The sequence below is a fragment of the Novosphingobium sp. genome (assembly GCF_965214355.1).
Classification (GTDB): Bacteria; Pseudomonadota; Alphaproteobacteria; order Sphingomonadales; family Sphingomonadaceae; genus Novosphingobium.
Genome location: NZ_CBDCBI010000002.1, coordinates 566,134 through 583,669, shown reverse-complemented (window position 1 = coordinate 583,669; position 17,536 = coordinate 566,134). Strand labels below are relative to the sequence as shown.

17 protein-coding genes are annotated in these 17,536 nt (G+C 65.1%); 7 read left to right on the top strand and 10 right to left on the bottom strand.

All coding sequences use genetic code 11. The features are described from left to right. Positions 1-170: 170 nt before the first annotated feature. The 4 genes from ACOOE2_RS03380 (at position 171) to ACOOE2_RS03365 (ending at position 4,957) form a co-directional block, all read left to right on the top strand. Entirely contained in the window at positions 171-1,463 is a 1,293-nt protein-coding gene (locus ACOOE2_RS03380) for an ArnT family glycosyltransferase (protein WP_420381613.1), read from the top strand. A gap of 53 nt (positions 1,464-1,516) precedes the next feature. Next, positions 1,517-3,526, top strand: a complete 2,010-nt coding sequence (thrS, locus tag ACOOE2_RS03375) for a threonine--tRNA ligase (RefSeq protein ID WP_420381612.1) — start codon at positions 1,517-1,519, stop codon at positions 3,524-3,526. Positions 3,527-3,618: 92 nt separating this feature from the next. Next, on the top strand, positions 3,619-4,629 hold the full coding sequence (locus tag ACOOE2_RS03370; RefSeq protein WP_420381611.1) for a hypothetical protein: 1,011 nt from the start codon (positions 3,619-3,621) through the stop codon (positions 4,627-4,629). A 1-nt stretch (position 4,630) separates the two neighbouring features. After that, positions 4,631-4,957 carry a PilZ domain-containing protein gene (locus ACOOE2_RS03365; protein ID WP_420381610.1) on the top strand — a complete coding sequence of 109 codons (327 nt, stop codon included), beginning with the start codon at positions 4,631-4,633 and terminating at the stop codon, positions 4,955-4,957. Between the two features lie 31 nt (positions 4,958-4,988). On the opposite strand, the gene ACOOE2_RS03360 is transcribed toward ACOOE2_RS03365, so the two are convergent. The 8 genes from ACOOE2_RS03360 to ACOOE2_RS03325 all read right to left on the bottom strand — a co-directional run bounded on the left by ACOOE2_RS03360 (position 4,989) and on the right by ACOOE2_RS03325 (position 10,979). Continuing rightward, a complete protein-coding gene (locus ACOOE2_RS03360; protein ID WP_420381609.1) occupies positions 4,989-5,357 on the bottom strand; it encodes a HesB/IscA family protein in 369 nt (122 codons plus the stop codon). After that, positions 5,357-5,824: an SUF system Fe-S cluster assembly protein gene (locus ACOOE2_RS03355; RefSeq protein WP_420381608.1), complete on the bottom strand. Its 468-nt coding sequence runs from the start codon at positions 5,822-5,824 to the stop codon at positions 5,357-5,359. Before ACOOE2_RS03355 ends, ACOOE2_RS03360 begins: the two co-directional genes overlap by 1 nt. Beyond that, on the bottom strand, positions 5,821-6,990 hold the full coding sequence (locus ACOOE2_RS03350; RefSeq protein ID WP_420384552.1) for an aminotransferase class V-fold PLP-dependent enzyme: 1,170 nt from the start codon (positions 6,988-6,990) through the stop codon (positions 5,821-5,823). Before ACOOE2_RS03350 ends, ACOOE2_RS03355 begins: the two co-directional genes overlap by 4 nt. A gap of 47 nt (positions 6,991-7,037) precedes the next feature. Beyond that, positions 7,038-7,760 carry a SufD family Fe-S cluster assembly protein gene (locus tag ACOOE2_RS03345; protein ID WP_420381607.1) on the bottom strand — a complete coding sequence of 241 codons (723 nt, stop codon included), beginning with the start codon at positions 7,758-7,760 and terminating at the stop codon, positions 7,038-7,040. After that, positions 7,757-8,500, bottom strand: coding sequence for a Fe-S cluster assembly ATPase SufC (sufC, locus tag ACOOE2_RS03340; protein ID WP_420381606.1), 744 nt, complete (start codon positions 8,498-8,500; stop codon positions 7,757-7,759). The genes ACOOE2_RS03345 and sufC overlap by 4 nt, the downstream gene beginning before the upstream one ends. Beyond that, complete coding sequence (locus ACOOE2_RS03335; RefSeq protein ID WP_420381605.1) at positions 8,484-8,915, bottom strand: endonuclease domain-containing protein; 432 nt, start codon at positions 8,913-8,915, stop codon at positions 8,484-8,486. Before ACOOE2_RS03335 ends, sufC begins: the two co-directional genes overlap by 17 nt. A gap of 94 nt (positions 8,916-9,009) precedes the next feature. Beyond that, positions 9,010-10,503 (bottom strand): Fe-S cluster assembly protein SufB, encoded by a 1,494-nt coding sequence (sufB, locus tag ACOOE2_RS03330; protein ID WP_420381604.1) that lies wholly within the window; start codon positions 10,501-10,503, stop codon positions 9,010-9,012. Then, the gene (locus tag ACOOE2_RS03325) at positions 10,500-10,979 is read right to left on the bottom strand and encodes an RrF2 family transcriptional regulator (protein ID WP_420381603.1); all 480 of its coding nucleotides are present in this window, start codon (positions 10,977-10,979) and stop codon (positions 10,500-10,502) included. The genes sufB and ACOOE2_RS03325 overlap by 4 nt, the downstream gene beginning before the upstream one ends. Before the next feature lie 261 nt (positions 10,980-11,240). Between ACOOE2_RS03325 and ACOOE2_RS03320 the strand changes: the two genes are divergently transcribed. From ACOOE2_RS03320 to ACOOE2_RS03310, 3 genes are all read left to right on the top strand, one after another. Next, positions 11,241-12,272, top strand: a complete 1,032-nt coding sequence (locus tag ACOOE2_RS03320) for a quinone-dependent dihydroorotate dehydrogenase (protein ID WP_420381602.1) — start codon at positions 11,241-11,243, stop codon at positions 12,270-12,272. A gap of 10 nt (positions 12,273-12,282) precedes the next feature. Continuing rightward, a complete protein-coding gene (locus ACOOE2_RS03315) occupies positions 12,283-13,992 on the top strand; it encodes a gamma-glutamyltransferase family protein (RefSeq protein ID WP_420381601.1) in 1,710 nt (569 codons plus the stop codon). Positions 13,993-14,080: 88 nt separating this feature from the next. Then, positions 14,081-15,883, top strand: a complete 1,803-nt coding sequence (locus ACOOE2_RS03310) for an AMP-dependent synthetase/ligase (protein ID WP_420381600.1) — start codon at positions 14,081-14,083, stop codon at positions 15,881-15,883. Positions 15,884-16,114: 231 nt separating this feature from the next. Here the strand turns inward: ACOOE2_RS03310 and ACOOE2_RS03305 are convergent, their stop codons facing one another. Together ACOOE2_RS03305 and trmB are read right to left on the bottom strand one after the other, a co-directional pair. Further along, complete coding sequence (locus ACOOE2_RS03305) at positions 16,115-16,660, bottom strand: hypothetical protein (protein ID WP_420381599.1); 546 nt, start codon at positions 16,658-16,660, stop codon at positions 16,115-16,117. 108 nt (positions 16,661-16,768) lie between these two features. Beyond that, a complete protein-coding gene (gene trmB, locus ACOOE2_RS03300; protein WP_420381598.1) occupies positions 16,769-17,473 on the bottom strand; it encodes a tRNA (guanine(46)-N(7))-methyltransferase TrmB in 705 nt (234 codons plus the stop codon). Positions 17,474-17,536: the final 63 nt, after the last annotated feature.

Here is a 17,536-nt window from a genome sequence, read left to right as displayed (position 1 = left end):
TCAGGGGAGGGGTTGGGGTGGGGCCTCTCGTCTATAACCCCAGGCTGCGATGATCTCATCGGCGTTGGCGAGTGAGGCGCGGCCCCTCCCCTGAAGGGGAGGGGGGCAGGTCGCGCTTTGGGATGCGTTGGCACACATTTTTTAACCCCCCCGCGCGTATAGTTGCCAACATGCTCGACCGTCTTTCCGACCGTATCACCCGCGCGCTGATGGCGCCTTTCGCGCTGCCCGTGCTGTTTGGCGTGTACCTGGCTTTGCGCGCGATGGTGATCGCCGCTGCCGTGGTCCCGTCGTCCGATGCCGATTGGTATTATGCCCACGGGGCGATGCTGGCGCATGGGCTGGGCTATTTGAACGGGCGCGGGATGCCGACGGCGTTCTGGCCGGTGGGCTGGCCGTGGCTGCTGTCGCTGGCGTTTCGTGCGTTCGGCGTGTCGATCTGGACCGTGGGCGCGATCAACTGGGCGGCGAGCGCGCTGACCGCGTGGCTGACGCTCGATCTGGGGCGGCGTCTGACCGGCTCCGAACTGGCGGCGCGTTGCGGATTGCTGTTGCTGGCGGTCTATCCCAACGCGATCCTCTATGTGCCGCTCGCGTTGACCGAAGTCCTGTACACCGCGTTGCTGATGGGCGGGATCTGGCTGATGATCGCGCGACCGCAATGGCTGGCGACGATCGCCGCCGGGCTGGTGTTCGGCGTCGCCACGCTGGTCAAGGCGCAGACGCTGGTGATCATCCCCGCGATCGCGCTGATCATGCTGTACCGGCAGGGCGATGTCTGGCGCCGTGCGCCGCATGTCGCCGTGCGCACGCTGGTGATTTTCCTCGCCGCCGCGCTGGTGATCGCACCGTGGACATTGCGCAACCACCGCGAGCTCGGCGCATGGGTCACGGTGTCGACCAATGGCGGGATCACGCTGCTGACCGGCAACAACGATTCGGCGCGCGGCGGCTATACCCCCGACGACGCGCTGGTCCACAGCATCGACCCGCTGAAAGAGCGGGACGAAGTGGCCTATGATGCGCAATCGCGGGCGCTGGGCGCCGGCTGGATCAAGGCACACCCTGTGCGTTTCGTCGCGCTCGCCCCGCTGAAAGTGTGGCATCTGTGGGGCCCGGACGGCGAAGGCCAATGGGCCTATGAAACCGGATCATGGGCGTTCAGGGCCGCGCCTCATGCGTTCCTGGCCGTGCGCGCGATCAACCAGGTGTGGTACTGGCTGCTGCTGATCAGCTTTGTCGTTGCGCCCTGGCCGATCGTGGTCGCGCGGCGCAAAGCGCGCGTGCGCGTGGTCGACTGGTGGCTGGTCGCCTATGTCGTCGCGCTGTTTCCGACCGCGATCGCGGTGGTGTTTTCGGGCCAGTCGCGGTTTCATTATCCGGCGATGCCGTTTGTCTGCATGATTGCGGGATGGCTCATGGCCCGATGGCTTGCGCGGCGGGGCACCTTCCCCCCTTCCTGAACCGCCCGCTTTCTGCCAAAGCGTGCGCGTTTACGCGCAAAGGCAATTTCTCCATGTCCGATATGCTGACTATCACGCTGCCCGATGGTTCCGTCCGCGAAGTCGCGCCCGGCACCACCCCGGCCGCGATTGCAGCGGCGATCGGCCCGGGCCTGGCCAAAGCGGCGATCGGCGCGCGCGTCGATGGCGAATTGGTCGACATCACGCGGCCGCTGCTGCACGATGCGCAGCTGTCGCTGGTAACCGCGCGCGACGAGGCCGACGCGCTCGAACTCGCGCGCCACGATTTCGCGCACATCCTGGCCGAAGCGGTACAAGCGCTGTTTCCCGGCACGCAGATCACCTTTGGCCCGTCGACCGACGATGGGTTCTATTACGATTTCGCACCACCAAAGATCGACGGCAAGGATCGCCCGTTTACCGAGGACGACCTGCCCGCGATCGAGGCGGAAATGCGCAGGCTGATCGCCGCGGACAAACCGCTGCGCCGCGAAGTGTGGGCGCGCGCCGACCTGATCGCGCGCTGGCAGGCCAGCGGCGAGACGTTCAAGGCGCAGTGGGCGGGCGAGCTTCCGGATGGCGATGAACTGACCGTCTACTGGTCGGGCGACGACTGGTTCGACATGTGCCGGGGCCCGCATCTCGCCTCGACCGGAAAGCTCGATCCGGCGGCGTTCAAGCTGACGCGCGTGTCGGGCGCCTATTGGCGCGGGGACCAGAAAAACGCGATGCTCAGCCGCATTTACGGCACCGGCTGGCTCAACAAGAAACAGCTCGATGCGCATCTGCTGCGCCTCGAGGAAGCGACGAAGCGCGACCATCGCAAGCTGGGCGCGGAAATGGACCTGTTCCATTTGCAGGCCGAGGCGCATGGCTCGGTGTTCTGGCACCCCAAGGGCTTTCGCATCTGGCGCGAGCTGGAGGCATACATGCGCCGCGCGATCGACGGCGCGGGCTATCGCGAAGTGAAAACCCCGCAAGTGATGGACGCGCGCCAGTGGGAGGCGTCGGGCCATTGGGGCAAATACCGCGAAAACATGTTCGTCATCCCCGACGAAGTGCCCAACGTGGCAGACGAAGGCCCACTGGTTTCCGACGATGCGCAATGGATGGCGCTGAAGCCGATGAATTGCCCCGCGCATGTGCTGATTTTTCGCCAGGGCATCAAATCGTACCGCGAACTGCCGCTGCGCTTTTATGAAAACGGCTGCTGCCATCGCAACGAGCCGCATGGCGCGCTGCACGGGCTGATGCGCGTGCGCCAGTTTACCCAGGACGATGCGCATATCTTTGCGCGCGAAGACCAGATCGTCGAGGAGGTAAAGAACTTCTGCGAACTGGCAGACCGGATCTACAAGGATTTCGGGTTTACCTATGCCATCAAGCTGGCCCTGCGCCCCGAAAAACGCTTCGGCAGCGAAGCGATGTGGGACATTGCCGAGGAAGAATTGCGCCAGGCCGTCGCGACGGCGGGCCTGGCCACGCCCGAATACGGCTGGGAAGAACTGCCCGGTGAAGGCGCGTTCTATGCGCCCAAGCTGGAATGGCACCTGACCGATGCGATCGGCCGCACCTGGCAAGTCGGCACGATGCAATCGGACCGCGTGATGCCCGAACGGCTCGATGCCAGCTACATCGCCGAGGATGGCGAGCGCCATCGCCCGGTGATGCTGCACCGCGCGATCTTTGGCTCGTACGAACGCTTTATCGGCATCCTGATCGAACATTTCGCCGGTCGCCTGCCGGTGTGGCTGTCCCCGGTGCAGGCGGTGGTCGCCACGATCGTGTCCGACGCCGACGATTATGCGCAGACCGCCGTTGCGCAACTGGCCGCAGCGGGCATCCGCGTCGAAGCCGATCTGCGCAATGAAAAGATCAACTACAAGGTGCGCGAGCATTCGCTGCAGAAAGTCCCGTACCTGCTCGTCGTGGGCAAGCGCGAGGCCGACGAAGGCACTGTCGCGATCCGGCGGCTGGGCGAGCAGCAACAGCGCGTGGTGCCGCTGGCCGAAGCGATCGCCATGTTGAAAGCTGAAGCGCTGGCGCCTGATTTGCGCGCCTGATGGCACGGGCGTGACAGAAGGACGCCTTGTAAAGCAGTCTTAAACCCCAATCTGCGATGACCGTATCCACTTAGGGACAAGTGGGTACGGTCATGACGATGCAATTTCGCCCGTTAGCGGCCGTAGCGCCGCCCGAATCGCCGGACCGATTGCCGGCCCGGTCAACCGACGACGTGCAGGCCGACGAACATGTCGATGGCCTGGTGGGCGGAGCGATCAGCGACGAGGCCGTGCTGGCGCTGCGACGCCATATCTGGCCCGCCGGCGTCACCGAGACCGCGCAGGCCGAGGACATCCTGGCGATCAACGAACACGTGCTGGTGCCAAGCGATGCCTGGACCATGTTTTTCGTCGAGGCGATCAGCGAATTCCTGACCAATACCGGCAATCCGCGTGGAACGTTGTCGCAGATGCAGGCCGATTGGCTGATCGTGCACATGGATCGCGGCGGTCTGGTCCCGACGCCGGCCAAAATCGCGCTGCTGGTCCATCTGCTGGAAAAGATGGCCGCGCCTGCCACGATGAAACGCTATATCCTGGCGCAGATCGAACGCGCGGTGATCACAGGCGGCGGGGTCAGCGCGCAGGAATGCGCGCTGTTGCGCCGGGTAATCTTTACGCAAAGCGCGTCGGGCTCGGCGCGGGTCGATGCCGATGAAGCCGAATTGCTGTTTCGCATTAAGGACGCGACGCTCGATGCGGACAATGCGCCCGAATGGACGACGCTGTTCGTGCAAGGGATCGCCAATTACCTGCAAAGCTGGCAGGGCCTGACCGGGGTGACGTATGCGCCGCACAACGAGATCGGCCCAGAGCCGGTACCGATGCGCCGCGCGACGGACCGCCCCGTGGCCTGTGAACTGCGCACCAGTGCCAATGGCCTGGTTTCGGCGGTACGCGGGCGCGGGGCTGGCAGTACCGGCGGATTTGGCCGCCGCCGGACCGATCGCCCGACACCCGATTTCGTCGCCGAACAGCGTGCGGAATACCGTGTCTCGGCCGACAACCAGCAATGGCTCGATGACCGCCTGCCCGCCGATGGCGATCTCGATCCGATGGAACAGGCGTTGATGGCCTTCATGCGCTCTGAACGCAGGAGTTGAAATGGAACGCAAGCACGATACCGCCCAGGCCGCCTCGGAACGGCGCATACGCAAACGGCAGGATCTTGCCCCCGCCAGCAACGCGAACGCGGTGCGTCTGGTCGACCTGTCGACCCACGGCTGCTGCCTGCATTTCGCCGCCGCAATCGAATACCGCCCGGGGCAGTTCATCCGGCTGGGCTTTACCGGCGAAACCGAAGCGATCCGCGCGATCGTCCGCTGGACCAACAGCGATCGCGTGGGCGCGGAGTTTACCAGCGATCTGAGCGATGCGCGCGTGAAGGCGATCTTGGGCCAGGGCGCCGCGCCGATGGTGGGGCTGCTGTAACAAGCTTACCCTAAAAATTCCTCCCGTCGAATCAGACGGTAAAGCTTTCCCCGCAGCCGCAACTGCCCTTGGCATTGGGGTTGGCAAACACGAACCCGGCCTGAAAGTCATCCTCGACCCAGTCCATCGTGCTGCCGATCAGGTACAGCACCGAAGCGCCATCGATAAACAGCGTACCGCCCGGCGTCACGATGCGCTCGTCCATCGCGATCGCATCGGTTATATAATCGACCGAATAGGCCAGGCCCGAACAGCCCCGGCGCGGCGTCGACAAACGCACGCCGATCGCAGAATCGGGCGCCGTCGCCATCAACGCGCCGATGCGCGCCTGGGCCCGCTCGGTCAGCAGGACGGCGGCGGGGCGCTCGCGCGCAGGACGGGCCTTGGTGACTTCGATCATCACAACATCCCCAGTTCGAGTTTCGCGTCGTCAGTCATCTTTTGCGGATCCCATGGCGGATCCCACACCAGCTCGACTTCGGCATCGCGCACGCCGGGCACCGCGCTGACGCGCAGTTCGACTTCGGCGGGCATCGTTTCGGCAACAGGGCAATGCGGCGTGGTCAGCGTCATCTGCACCGAAGCATGGCCCTCGCCATCGATCTCGACGCCATAAATCAGGCCCAGGTCATAGATATTGACCGGAATTTCGGGATCGAAAATGTCCCGCAACGCCGCGATCACCGCTTCGTAGGTTTCGCCGCCGGGCTCGCCCGCGTTCACACCCGACGGGGTTTCGGCCAGAAACCCTTCGAGGTAATCGCGTTTGCGCGCCAGTTTGTCGCCCGAGGTTTCATCTTCAACCTTGGCGCGCGGCGGCGGTGCAACCGCATCGACTTCCTCGATCGTAAACTTCTGGTCGGTCATGCGAAAATCCTCAGGGTGCGCTCGATCCCGCGCACCAGCGCGGCGATATCGCTGTCATCACTGTACAAGGCAAAACTGGCACGCGCTGTCGCAGGGATATCGAGCGCGGCCATCAATGGCTGCGCGCAATGGTGCCCGGCGCGGATCGCGACGTTCTCTTCATCCAATATAGTGCCGAGGTCGTGCGGGTGAACCCCCTCGATCGTAAAACTGACGATGCCGGCGCTGTCTTCGGGCCCGAACAGCCGTACCGCGTTGATCCGGCCAAGCTCGCTGCGCGCACGTTTGACCAGCGCGGCTTCATGCGCATGGATCGCGCCGAGCCCTTGCGCCTTCACGAATCTGGCTGCGGCCGCAAACCCGATCGCTTCGGCAATCGCGGGCGTCCCCGCCTCGAACCGTTGCGGCGCCGGGGCCCAGGTGGTTTCGGCAAACGTCACGCGGTCGATCATCGATCCGCCACCCTGCCACGGCGGCATCGCACCCAGCAGTTCGGCCTTCGCCCACAACGCGCCGATCCCGGTCGGGCCGTAAAGCTTGTGCGCGGAAAACACGTAGAAATCGCAATCGAACGCCGCGACATCGACTGGCACCCGCGCCACCGCCTGGCACCCGTCGATCAGGATGCGCGCGCCGACCGCATGCGCCATCCGCACCGCGCGCGCGACATCGAGCACGCCGCCGAGCACATTCGACACATGGGAAAACGCCACCAGCTTGTGCGCCGGGGACAACATCGCCTCGGCCGCGTCGAGATCGATCCGGCCATCGGGAGTCAGCGGGCAGACATCGATTTCGGCGCCGGTGCGATCACGGATCAGCTGCCACGGCACGATATTGGAATGGTGTTCGAGCAGCGACAGCAGGATGCGGTCGCCAGGGCGCAGATTGGCGACGCCCCAGGTCTGCGCGACCAGGTTGATGGCCTCGGTCGCGCCGCGCGTAAACACCAGTTCGTGCTCGGCGCCCCCGATCAGCGCGGCAACTTCGCGCCGTGCCGCCTCGTACGCGGTCGTCATCTCGGCCGAGCGCGCATAGAGCCCGCGATGCACTGTCGCATAATCGGGGCCGAGCGCGCGCGCGACCGCATCTATCACCACATTGGGTTTCTGCGCGGTGGCCGCGCTGTCGAGGTAATGCCAGCGCGCGCCTTCGCGCGTGACCATTCCCGGAAATGCATCGGGTGCGTGGGCGACAATATCGGTATGCAGGGTCACAGTATCGCCTCCAGCGCAGTCAACGCCGCTGCGGTCAACGCCTCTTCATCGGCCGCACCGGCGAACGCTTCGGCCAGAAACGCCTGCAGCATCAGCGCCTTGGCCGCAGCGGGCGGTATGCCCCGGCTGGCGAAGTAGAACAGCGCGCCGGCATCGAGCTCGCCAATCGCGCAGCCGTGTGCGCATTTGACATCGTCGGCATAGATTTCGAGCTCTGGCCGCGCATTGGCCGTCGCGGTGCGATCGAGCAGCATCGCGCGGATCGACTGTTCGCCATCGGTACCGATCGCACCGCGATCGACGACCACACGGCCGAGATAATTGCCTGTGGCATGGCCCGCCAGCACCTGCCGCACGATCTGGCGCGACACGGCATCGGGTTCGGCATGGACAACTTCGGTCACGATCTCGACAGTCTGCTCGCCGCCCGCAATCTGCGCGACGCCCAGATCGAACCGCGCGCCCGCCGCCAACGTCACGCGCATCGCCACGCGGCCATACCCGCTCCCTGCGTTCAGCACATGGAACGCCAGCCGCGCACCGGCGCCCAGCATGATCGCGATATCGTGCACCGCGGCATCGCCAACCATCAGCGAATGCGCTGCGGTTTCGCCCGGCGCGACCGTGATCGTGCGGGTTTGTGCCGGCCAGAGCGCTTCAAGCGCCGTCAGATCGGCGTAGCGCCAGGCCTCGTCATGCCGGGTGGGCAGCGCCGTCATGCGACCAGCGCCTCATAACCCTGCTCTTCCAGTTCGAGCGCCAGTTCGGGTCCGCCCGAGCGCACGATCCGCCCGCCCGCCAGCACATGCACATAGTCGGGCTTCACGTAATCAAGCAGCCGCTGGTAGTGCGTGATCAGCAACACGGCTTTATCGGGCCGGCGCATGATCGCATTGATCCCCTCGCCCACCACTTTCAGCGCGTCGATATCGAGCCCCGAATCGGTCTCGTCGAGGATCGCCAACTTCGGATCGAGAATGCCCATCTGGACCATTTCCGCGCGCTTCTTCTCGCCGCCCGAAAACCCGACATTGACCGGGCGCTTCAGCATCTCGGCATCGAGCTTGAGCAGAGCCGCCTGTTCGCGCGCCAGTTTGAGGAACGCGGCACCAGACAACGGTGGCAGCCCTTGCGTCTTGCGCTGCGAATTGAGCGCCTCGCGCAGGAACTGCACCATCGACACACCGGGGATTTCGACCGGATACTGAAACCCGAGAAACAACCCCGCCGCCGCGCGCTCATGCGGCGCCATAGCGAGCAAATCCGCGCCATCGAGCGTCGCGCCGCCGCCGGTCACCGCATACCCGGGCCGGCCGCCCAAAGTATAGGCCAGCGTCGACTTGCCCGCGCCATTGGGGCCCATGATCGCATGGATCTCGCCGCCATTGATGGCGAGTGAAAGGCCCTTGAGGATCGGCTTGTCCGCGACGGTCGCGTGGAGATCAGTGATTTGAAGCATGGTCATATCCGGTTAAATCGGGTGGGGCAGCCGCAACATAAAGCCCCTCCCCTTCAGGGGAGGGGTTGGGGTGGGGGCTATCCCCACTCGCCAACGCTGATTGCAGAGCAGTAAGGATGAAGCGAAGCGCTCCATCAAGGTTGTCCATGACATCCCGGTTGGTCACCCGAACCACACGCAAGCCATAACCCGCCAATGCCAGATCGCGCTTCCGGTCCTGATCCACATCATGCGTATCACCATCCACTTCAACGATCAGCGCCTGCTTGGGGCACAGGAAATCGGCGATATACGGTCCAACCACCGCCTGCCGACGGAATTTGTGCCCTTCCAACTGGCCGTTGGACAGCGCGCGCCACAACCGTTTCTCCGGCTCGGGCGGGTTGCGGCGCATGTCCGACGCACGGCTGTTCAACTCAGCCTGGAATGCAGCCGAGAGGCCCCACCCCCGGCCCCTCCCCTGAAGGGGAGGGGAGTTCAGGCGGCGTGCATCGTGTTGGGGGGTGAGGTTATCCAACCGATCCCTCCAGGCTGATACCCAGCAGCTTCTGCGCTTCGACCGCGAATTCCATCGGCAGTTGCTGCAGCACTTCGCGGGCGAAGCCGTTGACGATCAGCGTCACCGCGTCTTCCTGCGACAGGCCGCGCTGCATGGCGTAGAACAGCTGGTCGTCGGAAATTTTCGACGTCGTCGCTTCGTGTTCGATCGTCGCGGTCGGGTTGCGCACTTCGATATACGGCACCGTGTGCGCGCCGCAGTCGGCGCCAAGCAGCAGGCTGTCGCATTGCGTATGGTTGCGCACGCCATCGGCATTACGGCCGACGCGCACCAGCCCGCGATACGTGTTGTTCGAATGCCCGGCGCTTATCCCCTTGGACACGATCGTCGAGCGGGTGCCGCGCGCGTTGTGGATCATCTTGGTGCCGGTGTCGGCCTGCTGGTAATTGTTGGTCACTGCCACCGAATAGAATTCGCCGACGCTGTCTTCCCCGTTCAGCACGCAGCTGGGGTATTTCCAGGTGACCGCCGATCCGGTCTCGACCTGGGTCCACGACACTTTGCTGCGCGCGCCCTGGCACAGCGCGCGCTTGGTGACGAAATTGTAGATCCCGCCTTTGCCCTGCGCATCGCCGGGGTACCAGTTCTGCACGGTCGAATACTTGATTTCGGCATCGTCCATCGTCACCAGTTCGACCACGGCAGCGTGGAGCTGGTTTTCATCGCGCATGGGCGCGGTGCAGCCTTCGAGATACGAGACATACGAACCCTTGTCGGCCACGATCAGCGTGCGCTCGAACTGCCCAGTGTTTTCGGCATTGATGCGGAAATACGTCGACAGCTCCATCGGGCAGCGCACGCCTTCGGGAATGTAGACAAACGTCCCGTCGGAAAACACCGCGCAGTTGAGCGTTGCAAAGAAGTTGTCGTGCATCGGCACGATCTTGCCCAGCCAGCGCCGCACCAGGTCGGGATATTCGCGGATCGCCTCGCTGATCGAACGGAAGATCACGCCGGCCGATTCGAGCTCCTTGCGGAACGTCGTTGCGACCGACACGCTGTCGAACACCGCATCGACCGCGATTTTGCGCGCGCCCTCGACGCCGGCCAGCACCGCCTGTTCGGCCAGCGGAATGCCCAGCTTTTCGTAAATGCGCAGGATTTCCGGATCGACTTCGTCCAGGCTCTTGGGCCCGTCCTTGGTCTTGGGCGCGGCCCAGTAATACGCCGCCTGGTAATCGATCGGTTCGATATTCAGCTTGGCCCAGTCTGGCATCGGCATCGTCAGCCAATGGCGATAGGCCTTCAGCCGCCATTCGAGCATCCATTCTGGCTCGTTCTTCTTGGCGGAGATATAGCGCACGGTGTCTTCGGACAGGCCCTTGGGGCCGTATTCCTGCTCGATATCCGACGACCAGCCGTGCTCGTAATCGGCGGCGCGCGCCGCTGCGTCATGCGCGGCCTGATCACGGATGGGCAGTTCGGTATCGAGTGTATCGGTCATGCTTCAATCCCAATGGTGGGGGCATCAACAAACAAGGGTCTTGCCGGGGCGGGCGCGGGGCGGTCATGTCCGGCCAGCTGGCTGAGCGAGATGCCAGCCAGCGCACCGCGCAACGCGGCATCGACCAGCGGCCAATGCGGCCGCACCGAACACGCGCTTTCCAGCGAACATTCCTGGCGGCCGGCGGGATGGCGATCGCTGCACGCGACCATCGCGATCGGGCCCTCGACCGCCTCGATGATATCGGCCAGCGAAATCGTCGCGGCAGGCCGTGCCAACGTCAGACCGCCGCCCGCGCCGCGCACCGCGCGCAACAGCCCGGCAGCCGACAGCTTGCTGACCAGTTTCTGCACGGTCGGCGTGGGCAAGCCGGTTTCATCGGCCAGCTGCTGCGCCGAAACGCGCAAACGTCCGCACCGTTGCGCAGCGGCGGTCATCGTGACCACGGCATAATCGCCCATGCTGGAAAGACGCATTGCTGAAACGCACCTTTGGCCGGGAGATACCCGCCGAATTCAAATCAGACTGATTCGGTCCGGTATCTAGGTATCGCGGCGCATCATGGCAAGGTACTGATGGTGCACGGACCCGATCGTGTGACAAGACAGCAACCTTTTGCGCAGGTTTTTCGCAGATCGCACCATTTTCGCGAGATTGGCAGCATTCCCGCTTGCGTGCCGCAGCATGTCCCCCAACAGTGATCTCACCTGATACCAGATAGTGAACCCTCAACACCGATGTCTTATCGCTTGCTACGGCCCTTGCTGTTCACATTGCCTGCGGAAACCGCCCATCGCCTGACGATCGCCGCGCTGCAGGTGGCACCCTCGTTACGTCCGCGCGAAATGGCCGCCACGCTGATCCAGCGCGTTGCGGGCATTCCGTTTCCCAATCCGGTCGGGCTGGCCCCCGGGTTCGACAAGAACGCGGTCGCGCCCGATGCGATGCTGTCGCTGGGCTTCGGCTTTGCCGAAATCGGTACGGTCACCCCGCGCGCGCAAGCGGGCAATCCGCGCCCGCGCCTGTTCCGCCTGGTCGAGGATCGCGCGGTGATCAATCGGATGGGGTTCAACAACGATGGCGCCGACGCGGTGGCGCGGCGGTTGCGCGCGCGCAAGTCCGGCGCCAGCATCATCGGCGTGAATATCGGCGCCAACAAGGATTCGCCCGACCGCATTGCCGACTATGCCGAAATGACCCGGATCATGGCGCCGCTGGCGCGCTATCTGACCGTCAACATCTCGTCGCCCAACACGCCCGGCCTGCGCGATCTGCAGGACGAAGGCGCCCTGGCCGCGCTGCTCGATGCGGTGATCGCTGCGCGCGGCAGTGTGCCGACGCCGATCTTTCTGAAACTGGCGCCCGATCTGGCAGCGGCGGATATCGATGCGATCTGCCGGATCGCGCTCGACCGCCGGATCGACGCGCTGATCATATCCAACACCACGATCACCCGGCCCGCCTTGCGCTCGGCGCATGCCGCCGAAACCGGCGGACTGTCGGGCGAGCCGCTGCGCGACCTGGCGCTGCAACGCCTGCGCGATTTCCGCAAGGCCAGCGGCGCGCAGATCCCGCTAATCGGCGTCGGCGGGATCGCCACGGTCGATGACGCCTGGGCGCGGATCCGCGCGGGCGCCAGCCTGGTGCAGATCTACAGCGCCCTGGTCTATGAAGGGCCGGGGCTGGTGCGCCGGATCGTCAAGGGCCTTGCCGAACGAACCCGCATCGAAGGCATGGGAAGCATTGCGGAAGCGGTGGGCAGCGAATAGCTTGGCCGCCATGGCCATAGAATCGTTACGCAAACGCGCTGTTCGCGCTGCCCTGATCCCCTTGCTGGCGTTTGCACCGCCGATATTTGCCAGGACAGCATTGCCGCAACCCGGCGTCGTGTCCGCCGCCGACCCGCGCGCGGCGGCCGCGGGCGCCGAAATCCTGCGCGCCGGCGGCAGCGCCACCGACGCGGTCATTGCGACATTCCTGGCCTTGAGCGTGGTCGAGCCGCAAAGCACCGGTCTTGGCGGTGGCGGTTTTCTCGTCACCGGCAGCGCCGATGGCCATGTCGATACCTATGACGGGCGCGAAGCCGCGCCCAAGGCCGCCGATGCCCATTGGTTCTACCGCGATGGCCAGCCGCTCGACCACAGGGCCGCCATCCCCGGCGGGCGCAGCGTCGGCGTGCCGGGCAATCTGGCGCTGGCAGCGCTCGCGCATGCCCAGCACGGGCATCTGCCCTGGGCGCAATTGTTCGGCCCGGCGATCCGCCTTGCCCGCGATGGGACGGCGATCACGCCCCGCCTCCACGCGACGCTGGCTTCGGCCAAAGACATCGCCGGGCTCGATCCGCAAGGCCGCGCCTTGTGGTTCGATCCGCAGGGCAACCTGTTGCCTGTCGGCGCTGTCGTGAAAAACCCGGCGCTGGAGCACATGCTGGAGCGCGTTGCCGGCGAAGGTCCGCGCGCGTTCTACACCGGTGCCAATGCCGCCGCGATCGCCAAGGCGGTTTCGGCCAGCCCCATCAACCCCGCGCCGATGACCGCTGCCGATATCGGCGCCTATCACGCGCGCACCGCGCCGCCGGTATGCGCGCCGTACCGCACCTGGCGCATCTGCGGCATGGGCCCGCCGTCATCGGGCGGAATCATCGTGTTGCAGACGCTGGGCATGCTTCAGCGGTTCGACCTGAAGGCGCTCGGGCCCAATTCGCCGGTCGCCTGGCACCTGATCGCCGAGGCCGAGCGGCTGGCGTTTGCCGACCGCGACCGGTTTGTCGATGATCCCTCGTTCGTGCCGGTGCCGACCAAAGGCTTGCTCGATCCTGCGTATATCGCCGCGCGATCCGCGCTGATCCGCGAGGACAGCACGATGGCAGAGGCGCCGGCGGGCACGCCGGTCGGCACCGATCCGCACTACGCGCTGGGCACGCCGATCGACGAACACGGCACCACGCATTTCGTCGCGGTCGACGCCAGGGGCGACAGCGCCAGCTTCACCTCGACAGTCGAAAGCGCGTTCGGATCGGGCCTGATGGTCAGCGGCTATCTGCTCAACAACGAATTGACCGATTTCGACTTCGTGCCCGATCGCGACGGCAAACCGACCGTAAACGGCGTTGAGCCCGGCAAACGCCCGCGCAGTTCGATGAGCCCGGTCGTGGTCTACGACGCGGCGGGCCACATCGTGCTGACCGGCGGCGCGGCGGGCGGCATCACGATCCCGGTTCAGGTCATCCGCCTGCTGATCGGCACGCTCGACTGGGGCCTGGATGCGCGCGCGGCGATCACGCTGGGCGTGGTCATGCCGTTCCCCGGCGGCATCGCGGTCGAGGCGGGCACACCGGTCGGCGCAATGGTCCCTGCCCTTACCGCGCTGGGCCATCCCAAGATCGTCGCGATGCCGATGCGGCTGAAAGCCAATGCGATCCAGCGCACGCCGGACGGCTGGGTTGGCGCGGCCGACCCGCGCAGCGAAGGCGCGAGCGTATCGCCGTAATGGTAATGACGCAGGCGCTGGTCTAAGGTCAGCGGCAGAGGCCACGCAAACACGACAGAGGGTCTGGCGCAGAGGAGCATGCAAGCCCATGCAACTGACCGATTTCGATCATTTCCCCAATCTTGTCGCGATGTTCCTCGATCGCGCGCACACGCGCGGCGCGCTGCCGATGCTCGTCGCCCGGATCGACGGCGCATGGCGTCCGACCAGCTGGACCACGGCGGAAAACCAGGTGTGTCTGCTGGCGCAATCGCTGCGCCGGATCGGGCTGCGCGATGGCGACCGCGTCGCGCTGGTGTCGGAAAATCGGCCCGAATGGTGCATTGCCGATCTGGCGATCATGGCCGCCGGGCTGGTCACAGTGCCGACCTACACCACCAACACCGAGCGCGATCACCATCACATCCTGGAAAATTCGGGGGCGCGCGCGGTGATTGTGTCCAGCGCCAAGCTGGCGCCGCCGCTGCTGGCCGCGGCGATGCGCGCGCCAAATGTCGAACATGTGATCGGCATCGAGCCGCTGCGCCAGATGCAATCGGGCATGCTGGCGTTCCACGACTGGGCCGAAATGACCACCGGCGACGCGGCCCAGGCCCGCGCCGAGGCCGAGGCGCGGATCACCACGATCGGCCGCGATGCGCTGGCGTGCATCATCTACACCAGCGGCACCGGCGGCGCCCCGCGCGGCGTGCGCCAGCATCATGGCGCGATCCTGCGCAATGTCGATGGCGCGGCGCGGATCCTGGCCGAGGATTTCGGGTGGAAGGACGAAGTGTTCCTGTCGTTCCTGCCGCTCAGCCACGCGTATGAACACAGCGCCGGGCAATTCCTGCCGATCGGCATGGGCGGCACGATTACCTATGCAGAGAGCCTGGAAAAACTGGCCGCGAATATGGAAGAGGTGCACCCCACGATCATGGTCGTGGTGCCGCGCCTGTTCGAAGTGCTGCGCACGCGGATCATGAAACAGGTCGAAAAACAGGGCCGCCTGCCCGCCGCGATGATGCACCGCGCGCTGGCGATCGCCGGCCGCCGCGCCGCCGGCACGAGCCGCTTGACCGATCGCCTGGTCGACATGGTGCTGGAACGCACGTTGCGCCCTAAAATCCGCCAGCGGTTTGGCGGACGGATGAAGGCGCTGGTGTCGGGCGGCGCGCCGCTCAATCCCGAAGTCGGCATTTTCTTCGAGGCCATGGGCCTGACGCTGCTGCAGGGCTATGGCCAGACCGAGGCCGGGCCGGTGATTTCGGTCAACCGCCCGCGCGCTGGCGTGCGCATGGATACCGTCGGCCCGCCGATGCGCGAAGTGACCGTGAGGATCGCCGACGATGGCGAAATTCTCGTCCAGGGCGAGCTGGTCATGCATGGCTATTGGCGCAACGAGGTCGAAACCTTGCGCACGATCCGCGACGGTTGGCTGCACACCGGCGATATCGGCCATATCGATGCGGGCGGGCGGATCGTGATTACCGATCGCAAGAAAGACATGATCGTCAATGACAAGGGCGACAACATCTCGCCGCAGAAACTGGAAGGCATGCTGACACTGCAACCCGAAATCGCGCAAGTCATGGTCAGCGGCGACAAGCGCCCCTACGTGGTCGGCCTGATCGTGCCCGACGCCGAATGGGCACTGGATTGGGCGCGCGCGGCCGACGAACATTTCGATCTGGTCGCGCTGCAGGACCTGCCCGCGTTTCGCGCCGCGATCCGGGCCGCGCTCGACCGGGTCAACGCCGATCTGTCGGTCACCGAAAAAGTGCGCCAGTTTGCCTTTGCCGACGAGCCGTTCGCCATCACCAACGAAGAACTGACCCCATCGCTGAAAATCCGCCGCCACAAGATCCGCGACCGCTATGGCGCGCGGATGGATGCGCTGTATCGCGGTTAGCGCTCTGTTGCGTCGTCACGGACGTGGCGCAAACACACAACATCCGCTCATCCTGAGCCTGTCGAAGGACACGCGCCCCGTTCGCCCAATGGCTGGGGTTCTTGCGTCCAGGTCAAATGTTGCGCGCGTCCTTCGACGAGCTCAGGATGAGCGAACTTGGGATTTTGGAAAAATTGGGCCCTCGGACCAATTTAAGGCCTATGAGGTCAAGCCCGCGGTGCCGCGCGAATATTACGCCGCCTCGAGCTCGACGAATTCCGGAAAGAACGTCGGCTCGCGCCGCGACCAGCCGGGCGCCGTCGCCGCGGCTTCGCTGATCGATTGGAGCAGCCGCTTGCGCCGTTCGGGGCGGATCTGTGGCAAGGCCGCCGCGCCGCAGAACGCCGCGGGCAGCCATGGCCGCACGCCGGCGCCCAGCAGACGCTCGTACAAAAACCGATAGGCGCAAAAACCGCTCAGCCGTTCCTGCGCCAGATCGAATGTCGAAAGGCGCAGCATCGGGCCCATGATAGCCTCGATCCCGGCCAAGCCTTCACCACGGCCGGGCCCTTCGGCGTCGGCCAACGCAGGGCGCAGCAGTTTCAGGTCCTGATAGACGACATACTGCGTGCGGATCGATGCGGTTTCCTCCGCATTGCGTGCCCACACGCGAAACGCATCGCTGCGGCCCAGGCCGATGTCCAGGCTGCGGCGGATGTAGCGCTGTTCGCATGATGAAAACCCTGCGAATTCACGCATTTCGGCAAGGATCAGCTGCGCGCTTGGCGGATACGACATGACCGGCGATGCTCCCGGACAGGCCACCAGGCCCGTCCCATGCGCCCAAGTCTACGCCTCGATGGTTAGCGGGAGGTTAAATGGTTAACCGCATCCTTCGCGCGCGCATCACCGCCGGCGATAGCGGAAGTACCAGACCTCGTGACCCTGCGCGCGCGCCTTGGCTTCATACCGCGTCTGCGGCCAGCCGCCGGGGCGGGTCTGGAAATCGTCGGGCGCGCTGATCTGCCAGTCGAACAGGTCGACATGGCGACGCATGACCATCAGCGCGTGGCGCAGATAGACCGGATGATCGGTGCCGAAGCGGAATTCACCGCCCGGTTTCAGCTTGGCCGCGATCAGCGCCAGCGGGCCGTCGTTCATCATCCGCCGCTTGATATGCCGCGTCTTGGGCCAGGGATCGGGGTGCAGCAGATAGACGAACGACAGCGCGCCATCGGGAATGCGCCGCAACACATCGAGCGCATCGCCATGCTGGATCCGCACATTGCCGATCGGGCTGTATCCGCTTTCGCCATCGATATGCGACAGCGCCTGCGCCACGCCGTTCAGAAACGGTTCGGCGCCGATAAACCCGTGATCGGGCAGCATGTCGGCGCGATAGGCCAGATGCTCGCCCCCGCCGAACCCGATCTCGAAATGCAGCGCGCAATCCCGGCCGAACAACCGCTCGGCGGTGATTTCCCCCTCGGCTGGAACCAGCAGCCGGGGCAACAGATCGTCGACCAGCCCCTGCTGATACACGCGCAAGGGCTTCCCCTTGGCACGACCATAAAGCCGGTTGAGCGTAGTGGGGTCGTGGATAAGCGCCATGGCGCGGGCGGATGACAAATGTGGGTGGGTTGGTCAACCGGTTAGGACACGTGGATGGAACAG